Genomic DNA, 15,214 nt, shown 5'->3' with positions numbered 1-15,214 from the left:
GTTTGTTGCTGAGCAACTTTGGTAATCATTTAAGGGCACCTATACCTATTCGAATCATCTACCAGGACAAAATTTATACTTGAATTGATTAGTTGAATTGACCTTTCAAAATTGGTGTTGGAAAAAAATCTAAATTAAAAAGTGTTTTACATTTTTTAACCATGACCTACTAAGTCAATTTCGGTTTACGCGAACGGTAATTCTCCGGTTGGTAATTACCGATGTTGGAGCAATCCGATTGACCTGAACATCCACTGATGGATTATCTGTCGTGATGTTGCCATCTGTTTGATCTTGTGAATTGGTAATGGTATTGGTGTAGGTTACGGATGCATTGTAAATATTATCCAATCGGGTCTTCGCTACCAACGTCATGGTCACCAGTTCACCTCTACTCATGGTGCCTACATTCCAATTGGGGTAACTGAACGATCCTTTGGATACACTCGCGGACACAAAATCCAGACCTGTGGGCAATAAGTCTGTTATTTGTAGATTGGTAACAGGATCGTGCCCTAGACTTTCCACCGAAATATCGAATGTGACCAGATCCCCTTCATTTACGGAAACATCGACCGTAGATTTATCGAGAACAATATCGGCATCGCAATAGTATACTTCGATCGTATTGGAATCGTAGGTACATGGTCCCCTGGTCACCCGCAAATAATAATCTCCCGCCATACTGGCATTATATGTTGCCGAGGTTGCACCGGGAATCAGAGCTCCGTCCCCGTACCATTGGTAGGCATCAAAGGTTTCCCCACTGGCAATCCCCAATGAGGCTCCGGGCAAGCAATAATTACCTGTAATCTGTAAATTTACATCCGGTGCTGTATCAAAACCTGAATAATAACCTGCAATACCTCTTGCTCCATTAAACCCAAAAAATCCAACGGCAATAGGCCCGGTTGACTGAACACTCACATCTCCATTGAGGTTGGGTATGTAAAAGGTTTTCCAATCAGAGCTTCCGGACACCGTGTTGGCCGATGGTAATCCTACGGTTCCACTTGCATCGGAAACTACAATATTACTATCTGGTGTAGCGGTAGATGCGATGACCGTAATACCACCTGATACGTTAATACCTGCCGCATCTCGGATATCCGGAATATTGTCCATGGTATCGGTCATAAGGCAGTTAACGGGCGCCACAAAGTTCAATCCTTGTGTATATACTGCACTTGAGCCTGCCATACATTGGTAAGCGTAAACATCTTTGGAGGTTCTAACAAACATATTGGCGCCGACCGTATTTGAGGAATAATTGCCACTGGGTATTTCAAAATAATCCCCATTGTTAATGGTTGCAATCGGTGTTACCGAACCATTCACATAAATTTCCGTATTGTTTTGGGTACCGATGATCAATGGGAACTCTGTTGCTCCATTGGTGCTTCCATTTCCTCTTACAAAAACATATTCTTTACCAAGTCTGTTTTCGGGCACGGGCTGATCTATTCCTGCATCTCGGTTGCTGCTATTGGCTTGCCGTCCATAGTTCAAAGATCCGTTACTTATCACAATATCCTTGTCGGATACAATAGATGCTCCTATCCATCCATCTTCATGGGCCTGGGTCGCATTGTTTCCGATATAGGTCTCAAAAACAAAAGATTCGTTGGCATCCAACACAATTTGGTAGCTGTCAGCGGTAATTCCTGCTCGATTGGAACCCACTCTAAATTCGCAATTAGGATCGTAACCAAAAATATCTATGGTCGTATTATCTTCCGTGGCCATAATGCCCAAAGTGTTGGATTTGGACACATGGGTTCCCAAGTTGGGCACCCCGCCCCACTTAAAGCTAGTTCCCAAAGCTGCTCGCCCTTTCGATGTTAAAGAAGCGGCTTGCGAACCGGACCTTCCGCGATAGTTTACATAGAATTTGTTCCCGCCCGGTGCAATAAATCGTAATCCTCCATTGGTGAGTACCACTCCTGTATTGCCATCATCCACTAAAGTGATATTGTTGTTTCCATTGGGCAAATTGTACAGCCCAGAACTTGCATTCGAAATCGTGAAAGAAGTTATCGGCGTTCCACTGGTTCCCCGATATACATTTACCGTGAATGGAGTTGTTTCGGGTGTTGACAGGTACACCGATTGCTGTTGTATGGCACCATTATTTTGTCCTTGTCGCAAAGGCGGCAAATAATGGAGGTCGCTCAATTGTGCGAACGACCAGTTTGCCATCATAAAACACAGTATCGCAATCGTTGTTCTAAACCTCATTTTTCTATATTCTTGACACAAAATAAATACTAGCCTTAAAAAAGCGCAACCTTTGGTTGTAAAAGCCCTAATTCATGTTGCGAATGTCGTTTTTAGGTTAAACTACACTGTTTATTATCCTCTTCATTTAACGATATAGGGTAAAATGTCCAACAAATTCCCTTTGGTCTTCTATTCCGTTCAATCGGATAATGTACCAATAATCACCTGTTGGCAATCCTTTTAGCTGGTACTCTCCGTTCCACTCATCCTGATTGCCTTTGAATTGGAACAGATTTCTACCGTACCTATCAAATATTTTGATGAATATATTCGGGTACTGCTGAATATTCTTAGGGGCCCAAGTATCGTTCTGCCCATCACCGTCCGGAGTAAAGAAATTTGGGATCTCTATATCTATAAACTCAACAAATATATCCTGCGACACACTACAACCGTTGCCATCTGTAACTGTAATGGTATAGGTATCGGTCGCTGTAATATGGAATTCAGAATCCGAGGTTTCCGGACCTCCATTTATACTATAGGAATAATTACCATCACCTCCTTCTGCAAATGCTTTTATACGGTTGATGTCTTGATCGCTCAACTCCAATGTCAATGGTTCAAAAATGGTTATGTTAAATTCGAACGTATTGATGCATCCATTGCTGTGCAGTGCCGTAATGTAATGTTGCCCTGCCGTCAAATTTTCAAAGTAAGGATCTAATTGCATCTGGTTGGGATCATCGGTATCCAATCCGAAAATCACATCACTGTAAACATCGGAATCTTCGAGTAGAATCCGAACTGCATTGGACGCAGCTCCCATAGTGTCACATTCGTACAAAACTTCGGCCTCTCCATTTAAGTTGGCTCCGGCCTGCACTTCGAACACCTCGGCCATTTCACAACCATTGGCATCCCTAACAAACACTACGTGTGTGCCACTGCTCAAATCTTGATAAGTAAATCGGTCTTGAACAAAATCCGTATCGTTATTGGTATTTAAGCTCGTATAGTATGGAGCTGTACCTCCCGAAATTTGTAATGAAACGGTTCCATCGCTACTTCCAAAGCAAATCTCGTTGGTAACGGTTGAGCTTGTTTGTAACTCATCGGGTTCGGTCAATGTGAACTCGATCAATTCAAAACATCCATTGCTGTCCTGTGCGATTACACGATAATCGCCTGGTGATAAATCATCAAAACTATTCTCGTCCACAAATTGGTTGAGGTTGGGCGATATTGCAAACTGATAATCACCGGATCCGCCCTGTACATCCAGAACCACACTACCATCGTTGGCACCATTACAGCTAATATTGTTAATGGTAGGGGTTACCACCAAAGGTGTAGGCTCTTCTACAACGATCTCTTCCGAGATGACGATACAATCTTCACTTTGCACCCGTACATAATAGCTTCCTGCAGGTAAATCACTGAACCTGCCATTGGTTTGATCGGGCCTAACCTGGTTGGTCAAAGCCAAATCAGCAAATAACGCATACTGGTAATTTCCAAGTCCCCCGTTGGCAAATGCCTCAACAAAAGCCGTACTTTCACCATTACAATTTACTTGTGCCGCCGAGATGTCCAAATCCACGGTAAGGGTTTCTATCGGCGCAATGGTTATTTCGTTCGAAATTGCGGATACACAATTAAAACTATCCCTTATATAATATCTGTAGCTTCCTGCCGTGATATTTTGCAATAGATGTGTGTCGGAAGCAACGGTCCCGTTCATTGCGGTAAAGTTAACGCCATCTGTACTCCAAGTATAAGGTGCTGTTCCTCCAGATGCTACCAACAGTAATTCAGCATCCGACTGACAACTTAATGGTTGATGTGTAACCAACATAGCATCCACATCGGTAGGCTGCACTATTTCCACAATGCTGGATTCGAAGTCGCAAGCCATATCGTCCGTTACCAAAATACTATAGAACCCTGCTCCCAAATTATCGAAAGTTGGAGATGTTGAGGTTGTGGACGAACTTAACAGTGTTGTTCCCAAAGCATCGGAATATGTATTCAACACATATCGGTAGTTCGTGGTCACATTTCTAGCGTTTAAACTTATGGTCACGGAGGCATCGGTATCTCCCTCGCAAACTAAACCAGTATTGGTAATGGACCCGGATATGGGGTCGGGCAGCAACAATTCAAAAGCGTTGTTGAAGACCTGGGTGCATCCCAATGCATCGGTCACGGTTACATTGTACCGGCCGGCAACCAAGGATTGGAACAGGTGGCTGTTCACTCCGGTAACACTTGTGGTTGTTCCACTACCCACATGGGTCAAATCCATGGAAAATGGCCCTTGTCCGCCCGCAGGAGAAATTAAAGCACTTCCTTGATCATTGGTACAACCTACATCGGTTAAGTCTATTGGATTCAATGTAACAGGGGCCGAAGGTGTAACAATACTGAACGATCGCACTTGGCTGCACTCTGGGAATGCGTCCTGCACTACTTCAACTACATAATCTCCGGCAGGAACAAATATCGGAGCTGTTGGTCCAAGGTTGATAGATGAACCGTTCAATATTGAGGCTCCATCATCGGAACGATCGGCCGGTGTACCATTGGTGTCAAAAATATACCAATGAAAACCTGATGCATAGGAAGCATCCACCAAAGTCAATTGAATACTACCATCGTCCCCAAAACAAACGGCATCGGTCAATTTGTCCACAATTACATCGAACGTGTTGGGTTCTTCCACCAAATGGTTGATTGTAATTTCACAACCCGTAGCAACGTTCAATACGCCAAAGGTGTGGTTTCCTGCTGGAAGATCTACAAATTGATTGGATGCTTGATATACTGCCGATGGCAACAATCTAAATTGATAGTTGGTCGGATCTGTGGCGTAACTTGTTAGGCTACTTGTAACATTAATGGTAACATCCTCGCCCAAATTGGCACAGCTGATCGGATCATCAACGTGAATTGTCGGCGTATTCATTTCATCGAACTCTGGAATATTGACCATAATTTCGGCAGAGCATCCTTTGTTGTCCACCACTCTTGCAATGATATTGCCTCCTGCAAAATCTGCATGGATATAACTGGGGTTCGCTCCAGATTGAAGCATTGTTGAAGTTGCGTCATCGATAAATTCGTAGCGCACGTATGTGCCACTTCCACCGGAAATGCTAGCAACGTTGATAGTAATTGTGGCATTGTCGGCAGCATTACCTGCAGTACAACCAAATGGATCTACGGTTGGCACATCAAAAGTGATAGGATTGGGTTCTGGAACTACGATGTTCGAAACAACTGTATCACATCCATTTTGACCCATAGCGGTTACCTCATAAATACCTCCAGGTAAATTATTGAAACTATTGGTCGTAGGGTCGAAGGCCGCCACATTTGGACTCAATGTATAAGTCAACGGATTGATGCCATTATTGGTTTCAGTGATGGCAATGGTACCGTCCGATGCACCTGCACATGATACCGCAGTCGGAGTGGCCGTAAAACTTGGCTGAATTGCGGCAGGAACCTCAACTGTGAATGTTCTGGAACATTCTGGTCCTTCCACTCCGGTATCGTAAATGTTCACGGTATAGGTATCGGCAACCATCACCAATTCGGTAACTGTGCTACCGCCCATTGCCTGTCTTCCAACCAAAGTACTGGAAGTACCCAATATTTCATATTCATAAGTGGTCGAACCATTGGTGACATTAATTAAAATTTCAGCTTCGTTACCGGCTCCACAACCTAAAGTTTCTGCCAAGCTAACATTTGCCTGCATGGTCGGGTGTACGGTAACGGTATCTGTAGCGGTACAGCCGTTACTATCCAAAACACTTACTGTGTATGTTCCGGGAACCACATTGGTGAAAGTTCCTCCATTGTTTACATAATTAGCACCTCCGTCCAAAGAGTAATAGAATGGCATGGCGCCTGTGGCCATAACAATATTTACATCGGCCTGGGTATCACAATTATCCACAACAATACTATCTATTGTTGGGTTTGGGGCAAGGTCCAAATGTACGCTTCCCAAACTTTGTGAACATCCATATTGGTCGGCAACAGATACATTATAAGTTCCTGCCGGTGAATTGGCCGGGATTTCGATAGGGTTGTCCAACGTGCCAGAGACTCCAGCAAACCCGGCCGGTCCGGTAACATCATAATAATAGGTTCCTCCACCTCCAGAAATATCCGGGATTTGGATTAGGCCTGGGTTGCTACACGTAATATCCTGCAGTACCGCAGGGCTTCCGGACAAGGCATCCAGTTCCTCCAACGCTTCGTTTTCAGAAGCACTGACACATCCGGAACTTGCGCCATCCTTTTTAGTTACCTCAAGGAAATATTCCCCTTCACCCAAAGTATTGAACGTTAGCGATTGAGGAGAAGAAAATGGAACATTTACGCCGCTTGTAGTTACCACCACAGGCGTACCGGAAGAAATATCGTAGAAGGTCCACTCAATTTCGGAGCCAGGAGACACGGTGTTTTCCACTATGGTGTATTCAATACTTCCATTGTTCAATCCATTACAAGCTGGGGTAATATTGGATGTTATATCAAATGGGTGAACAAAGAGATCATTTACGTTTACATTACTCTGCCTTACACAACCATTGTTGTCCTTAACATAGAACACATAGGTTCTTCCGGGCACCAAACCTGTCCATACATGATTACCATGACCAGCTGGAACTACTACCGGAGTCCCTGATGAATCATCGATGTTGCCACCTACAATCCATGTTGCCGTAGCGGGATCAAAACTGGAAGGATCGTCCGAATAAGCATATTCGTAGGGTGCCACACCTTCCGATCCCTGGACTTTTACTTGCAACTCATTACAGTTCACGACCACGGCAGAAATGGTAATATCCAGATCATCCAATGGATATGGAATAATAAATTCAGGGAAATCGGTCTGGCAAATTGGATTGCCCGTTCCGTCTACAGTTCTTATGGAAGGATATACAGAATCTCCTGAATTATATCCCCTGAGTTGATCTGTGGCTTGCCAAGTAGCACCACCATCATCACTAAATTCCAGGGTGCCCAAGGTCAATGGATAGTTAACAAAATCAAATCCGAAGTCCATTGGTCCACCTCCACAGTTTGATGGATATCTTCCAATAATATCGGCAGTTAGCTCATCTGGATTAGTTATGGTAACCGGGGTTTCCGACAAAGGACAGCCGTACGTATCGGAAATATTGATGGTATAATTTCCTGGTGACAGGTTGTAGAATGTATGTGTATTGGACAGTACGTTGTTAAGGATCTGGTTCGATGCCCCTCCATTGTCCAAATCTACAATCTCGATGGTAAATGGTGCATCCCCAGATGTGATATTCACCGCAATACTACCCATACCATCGTGACATTCTGGTGCTGTTGGCGTTGTTGTGAAGGCCAAAATTGGTGCTGCCGACACGGTAACCGTTTCTTTATATTCACAATAGGGAGCAGTCCCATTGTTATCTCTTACGAATACATCAAATGTACCTTCGTTTCCGGCGGTAATTGTTTCCGTATTCAACCCTCCAAAATCACCTGCCACAGGAGTTGATCCTGTGGGCACAAAGGCATACACATAATTTCCATCACCGCCAGTTGGAGTAACGGTAATATTGCCATCTCCACAGCTGGTTACATCCAGCTTATCTACTTGAGCGGTAATCGTGGGCAGAATTACAACGGTCTGCAATACAGGTCCACAGCCATATCCGTCCGCCACTTCTATATCGTAACTACCCTCTGCCAATCCTGTAAACGTATACTCGGTATCGGTAGACGGTGTCGGGGTTATCCATGCCCCTCCATTTATTCTAAAGGTATAATCTCCATTTCCATCGGTAACCGTTGCCGTAATGGTAGCATTGTTCAAACCATCGTAACATGCCGTGGATGAAGTAGTGAAAGCAATGGTCTCAGGAGGCGATACCGCGACCGGCGCTGCAGAAAGCACATCACATCCATTGGCATCCCTTACCCGCACTAAATAATCGCCATCCGCTACATTTAAGAAAATAGGATTAGATTGGTAAGCGACTTCCAAATTCCCCAAGGTATCCTCCAATTGATAGGTATAACCCGGTGTTCCTCCCGTAACTGAAGCTTCTAATGTTGCTCCTGTATTGAAACAGGTATATTCGGCCGTTAAGTTCAGTGAAGGTACTATGGCGGCAGGTTCCGTTAAAGTAGCTGCAAAACTTACCGAACAGGTGGTTTCATCTGCTTTTCTGACCATAACGGTATAGCTTCCATCGGCCAAATTGGATGCCGTTGTCACAGGAGATGACATTGAAGCAATCCAGGTGGCACCTCCATCCAAGGAGTATTCGAATCCTGCCACAGCATCAAAGTTGCCCACTTCAAAAGTAATGGAGCCATCGGCTGCACCATTACAACTTGGGTCGTCAACGGTCAACAATTGAGCTTCAAATGCTTTATTAGGTTCCACAACCACAATAATATCCTGAGTTTTTTCACAGATTTCCGGCGATTGTACTGCCTGGATATCATCCAAAATTAGGTCGTTGCCAAAGTCACTGTTCAAATTGGTTCTTAATACGATGCCAACGGTAGTATTTACTCCTGGATTAAAGGTTACTTCTCTAAAATGCCAATCGTCCGCATTTGTGTTTTTAGGGATTTCGTTGGTAGGGATACTAGAAATTACGGTACCCGAGCCATCCACCAACTCTACTAAAACTTCCGGATTGTTTCCATTACCAGAGGTTACCATAAGGTTATAGGCCCAAAATGAGAAGGTGATATCTTGATTAGGAAGCACCTCTATTCCATTCCTTTCCCAAAGAACACCGAAGTCTCCTGCCAAGGTACTCACATCGATGGCCAAAAAGCGACCATCTGTCAAACCAGTATGATCGTTTGGACTTCTCCAAGCGGGAATTGGATTGGTCACGAAGTTGGTTACAGTATATTCGCCGTTTACCAAAATACCGGCAGGCCCCAAATTACATGCTGTTTCTGTTCCATCTTGTGGTTCATAACAATAACCAGATCCAATCTCTTCAATTTGGGTAGTAATCCCTGTTCCAAAGTTTTCTTGAAAAAGTGTGCTTTGATCCGGAGCGATACTACTGGAGTATCCTACGGTAACTGTATGTGTTCCGTCTCCAATGTTGTTGAATATATTATTATCGACCGGAGTATTGGGCGAACCGTTCAAACTATAGGTATAATCAAAATCCGTTGCGTTGGATGTTCCAATGGAAATGGTAGCCAATCCATCACAAGCATAATCGATTGTGGTTGTAAAGTCTGGGTCTGTTGCCATAGCAGGAACCTCTAATTCCATAGGGTACGTACAACCTAAATTATCCCTAACGACAAGATTGTAATTGCCGGGCATTAAATAACGGTCGTTGGTGGGAACAAAATTACTACCGCCATCAAAACTATAGGTGTACGGGGCTTGTCCTCCACTGGCATTCAATATCTTCACCAACGCACCATTCGGGTCACATGAGGCGTCCTGAACAATGGCCGGCGAGGCCGTCAACCTAAAAGGTTGGTCTATTTCGTAATCATAATTTTCGACACATCCAGTACCTGCATTACCGCTGGAATCCATTACGGTAATGGTATAAAGTCCGGCAGGCAAGTTGCCAAAATCGTTATTGGTTTGATAAGTAGCTCCACCATCCAAGCTATATTGGTAAGGTGCTGTCCCTCCCGTTACGGATACACTCAAGGTTGCCGTAGATGAATCAGCACATACGATTCCCGAGTGGGTCGCAGATACGGTAAGGCCACCAAGTTCTTCCATTCTCACACTATTGGAGATAGCATAGCAACCATTGTCGTCAAAAACGATGAATTGATAATCACCGTCCTCATTTGGGAAATAGGTGGTCGGTGTACCTCTATATCCGAACAAAAAGTTGGTATTGGTCTGCATTTCGGAAGTAGGAACGTCTGACGGGTCGGCATACAAATCCACCCCATCTTTGCTCCAAATGGCCATTTGATAATCCGGGTTCGGAGTACCACCCGAGGGGGTCAGGGTAATTACTCCCGCGGTACAGGTTATATTATCGGTGGTCAATGCGGTAAGCGTCAATTCAGGAATTTCATTTACCGTAATTTGTTGGGTATCGGTACAGCCATCATCGGTTGTGGTGATTACATTGTAGTTTCCTGGGTTTACATTGTTAAACGTATGGGTGTTGTCCGTGGTTGGATTTTGTTGTGCGATCAAGGTTCCGAGACCACTATTGGAGCCATCGTCCAGCCTAAGTTCGTATTTGTAATTGGGCAGTACGTTCAATGCCTGGATACTTACGGTTCCCAATTGATTGCAATCGGCAGGTGTTGTATCGACATCTACCTGAAAATTTCTTTCCAAGATACCAATATCCTCTGTTTCAAAAATACAGCTTCCTTCTATAGGATCTCCTGTTGATGGGTTCAATTGAGTAACCTGAACTGTATAAGTACCACTTGTGGTAATATCAAAACTAGGTCCATTGTTGGCAGAAAATGGCACCACAATGTTTCCGTTGGATGCATCTATCAATTGGAACCCGTAATTGGCCCCTACTCCGTTGACTCTAATGTTTCCAGGAGTGCTGCACAAAATATCCGTCGGCGTATAGTCAATATCCAATGTGTTTTTGAACACGTTGAAATAGAAACGACTAAAACATCCGTTCTTATAATTGATGACCACTCGATATTTACCACTTTCGGTAACTGTAAAATTGTCTTGCACCACTACATCGCTCCATGTGCACATATTGCTTTTGTTGGCACAATCATCACCTGCATCCGAACAACTGCCTTCGTCCAGTTTTTGCCAAACGATGTCCAGAGCATCGGTTATACCGAGCTGAAGGGTAACTTCATCATTCTCACCACACAAAAATATTTTAGGCAATAAATCACCATCAACGGAACATGTTACGATCTCTCCCTGTATGTTGTTATCTGGATTACTATCGGCATTTACCTGGTTAAAATAGCTTATTATGGGATTGGTCTGTGTGTCGCCAAAACGTTCTACAGTGATAAGCTCTGTCAAATCAGGACAACTTCCTCCTCCTGATTTCTCCACAATGTAGTTTCCAATATTCGTTACCAATAGTGTACTTGGGTCGGCATCACCATCATCCAAGATGGTATCGGCACCATCTATTTGACCATTCCCATTGTTATCTAATGCCCAAGTATAGGTTGCAAATCCGGAACCTGCCGTTAATAGAGCATCATCTCCACATAATTGAACTGTTCTGGCTTGACCGCAATTGGCCAAGTCGTCCAAAATATTGTTAGTGGCCACTTGTGGGGTTACATCGCACGGGAAATTGGAAGAACCGGGCTCATCGGTATAAGTGGTTGAATTAACGACCCCTTGGAATGATGCGTAAGCCAAGTTCTGCAACTCGGATGAACAGGCATCGACAAAATCGGAGCAGTTTCCTGAAACGGTTACTGTGATTTTTATGCTATACTCCGGGTCACCGATTTCTACAAGTGCATCTGGGACCTGGAATTGCAGTGTATTTGTATTGATGTCAAAACTATGTGTCGTACCCAAGGCATTGGAAACATCCACATTGTCCAATGTAACATTGTTGGGCAGGATATCGGTTATTTCGAAGTTTGTAGCATCATCGTCCCCGGTATTTTGAAAACGGAGCACATACTGAAAGGTTTGCCCTAAACTGATTCCTTGGCCATTGATATCCACCGCGCTTAAATTTTCGGATGTATTGCCAAGCAATATTTCAGGGGCGTATACTTGGGTGTAAGAGGCAGCATTTACAGTTCCATCGGTTGGGTCCACCACTGGAACTCCAGAACCGTATTCCCCGCCATCTCCACCGTCGGCATTCTCATCTTTATAAAATTCTACGGCATCGGTACAACCGTCGCCATCACTATCCAAATCGAGTGAATCGGGAATACCATCGGAATCGGTATCGCAGCCTGCTGTTAACAATACGCCCCGCATGTTGGTGGGCCCTACAACATCTTGTCCTATGGACACCGTGTTGTTTCCGGTCGGATCCCAATTTACCACATTTGCTGGCGTGGTCAGGTTCATTGGCTCCAGAGGACCACCCGAGGATCTTGCACCGTATATTTGGAACTCCCCGGCCTGATCTACCACTACACGCAGCAAGGGACTGCCATGTGTTCCTGTAATTGTCCATATATCGGGGTTTCCTCCTTCTCCGTAGGTAGTTCCATCGTTAAAACGGGCAAAATTTCCACTTGCGCCAAGCTGGAACTGTATTTCACCTGCCACATCTACTCCATTGATATTGAAGTTGAACGAGTTGTCCAAACTGAAAACGTCGAACACCAAATAGTTGTCAACACTAATCAAACTGCCACTATGCGGGTCACCATTGGATATGTTGAACAAAAGGGTATCGCACTCGTCCTCATCGTAAATACCATCATTGTCATCATCCAGATCGGTGATGTCATTTACCCCATCGTTATCCGAATCGTTGTGAACCACTATACGGGCGGATGGGACATCTTCTGTAATATTGGTATCGGTTTGATCTTGTGTATTTACTGCTGTATTGATCAAACTCAACAAAGGAAGTGTGTCAATTTCATCTGCCTGTACTTCTAGCTCTAAAAAGGCGGTTTCGCCACCATTCAATGTTCCGATGTTCCAAGTGTTTCCACTCCAACTTCCTGTAATTGTGAATGCCGAGACCAAAGTAAGTCCGGCAGGGATATTATCTGTTATTTGAAGGTTGGTCAATGGTCCATCTCCAAAGTTTCTTACCTTAATTGTAAACGTTGCCGTTTCCCCTTCCATGATTTCAGGTTTATCGACCGTTTTTTCCAATGCTACGTCGGGATCACAGTACAGGGCCGTTAAGGGTTGTGAGTCGTAGGTACATGGCCCTTTGGTTCCTCTAACAAAATAGTCCCCGGCGCGTGTTGCAGCAAAGCTAGGTCCATTAGCCCCAGGTATGGCCACACCATCTTCGTACCATTGGTATGCATCAAAGTTTCCTGTTGCCTCATATATTTCGGACCCCACAAAGCATCCGGTACCCCCTCGAACCTCCAGAGTTACTTCGGGCACTGTGTCGAATCCTGAAAAATATCCGGCTACCCCTCTAGCCCCATTGTATCCAAAAAATCCGACGGCTATTGGTCCAGTGGACTGAACGCTGACATCTCCTGTTAGATTTGGAATAAAAAACGTTTTCCAGTCAGTGGTACCCGGCACTGGGTTAGAAGCGGGTAGTGCTATTGTACCCCCTCCATCCGTTACCGAAATATTAGCGTCTGGCGTATTTACAGCGGCAATAATGGTAACACCCCCGGTTACATTGGTACCCGCAATATTTCTGATATCAGGAATATTGTCCATAACATCGGGCAGCAAGCAGTTTACTGGTGCCACAAAGTTCAATCCTTGGGTATAAGCTTTACTATCCCCCCCTATACACTGATAAGCATAAGCGTCTTTTGAGGTTTGTACAAACATATTGGCCCCAGCTGTATTGGATGTATAATAACTACTGGGAACTTCAAAAAATTCGCCATTGTCCAATGTAGCAATAGGTGTTCCCGACCCATTAACGTATACTTGCGTGTTATCGGCGGTGGCAATGATCAAAGGGAATTCTGTCCATCCATTGGAAGCTCCATTGCCCCTAATAAACACATAGTCTTTTCCCAATTTATTTTCGGGCACGGGTTGATCGATTCCCGCGTCGCGATTACTATTGTTCGCTTGTCGTCCATAGTTCATGGAACCATTACTGATCACAATATTTTTATCAGAAACAATGGAAGCCCCTATCCAACCATCGCGATGTGCGTTGGAAGGAGAATTCCCTACATAATTTTCAAACACAAAGGACTCATTGGCGTCCAACGTTACGGTATAAGTGTCGTCGGTAATACCATAGGCATTGTTACCCAATCTAAAACTACAGTTGGGATCGTACCCAAAAACGGTAACCGTGGTATTGTCCTCGGTTGCCATTATTCCCAATGTATTGGATTTTGATACGTGTGAACCCAAATTGGGCACCCCTCCCCATTTAAAACGTGTACCCATCGCCACTCTTCCCTTGGATGTCAGCGATGCTGCTTGGGACCCAGAATATCCGCGATAATTGACGTAAAATTTATTTCCGCTCGGAGATTCGAACCTTAGGCCTGAATTGTTCAGCACAACCCCAGTATTGGAATTGGTAACCAAAGTGATATTGTTATCCCCATTGGGCAAGGTGTATACCGCTGGATTGGTATTTGAAATATTGAATGTGGCAACCGGTGTTGCACTGGTCCCACGATAGGCATTTACCACAAAAGTTACCGGCTCGGGTGTTGATAGGTAGACTGCTTGTTGCTGGACAGCTTGGTTATTACGCCCTTGCTTTAAAGGTGGAAGATAATGAAGATCACTTAACTGGGCTTGTACTTGGTTAAACGCAAAAAACATTAACAAAATGCAAATGCTTTTCAATAAACGATCTGCGTACAAAGAGGTAAAATTGGCCATTTTGAGGTTGGTCTAATGTATTACTTGAAACAAAAAAAGCTCTTAAAGCCCTCGTATACATATTTTTGTTGTCATCTTCGAACTTTGTTGTGTCTAACTGGTCGTTCCTGTTGTTATTCAATTCAAAAAATCTGCATAAAACCTCTTGGTTTTTATATTGTTAAAGATTTTTCCTACAATTATTTATCGTATTAGAAAGACTTGTTTTTTTTACTTTAAAAGAATGGACTTTTGAAGATTCTTTGATTGCTAGATTATGTTTCCCTACAGTTTAAAATGGAAAAGCCGAACAATAGTTCAGCTTTATTTAGTCGATGACAGGTTCCACCAAAGAATATTAATCGATATCATTTTCGTTTTACGCGTTTAATCGTTTTGAACCTCCATGGCAAACGATTCGCAATCCAATTTATTCCAAACAGCTTAACAAGCGTTTTCGGAAAAGAAGGCAGCAACCATTAACCTTCTATACCAATTATGTACATGGCT

At 43.9% G+C, this 15,214-nt stretch carries 2 protein-coding genes; both read right to left on the bottom strand.

The window, feature by feature from the left end:
- Positions 1-174: 174 nt before the first annotated feature.
- Positions 175-2,238, bottom strand: coding sequence for a DUF11 domain-containing protein (locus tag ACXAFK_RS07075; protein WP_474957268.1), 2,064 nt, complete (start codon positions 2,236-2,238; stop codon positions 175-177).
- Between the two features lie 127 nt (positions 2,239-2,365).
- Positions 2,366-14,725 (bottom strand): T9SS type B sorting domain-containing protein, encoded by a 12,360-nt coding sequence (locus tag ACXAFK_RS07070; RefSeq protein ID WP_474957267.1) that lies wholly within the window; start codon positions 14,723-14,725, stop codon positions 2,366-2,368.
- Positions 14,726-15,214: the final 489 nt, after the last annotated feature.

It is taken from the genome of Flagellimonas sp. ABD4_174 (genome assembly GCF_056160185.1).
The sequence above is the reverse complement of the archived record's forward strand: the minus strand, read 5'-3'. Positions and strand labels throughout refer to the sequence as shown.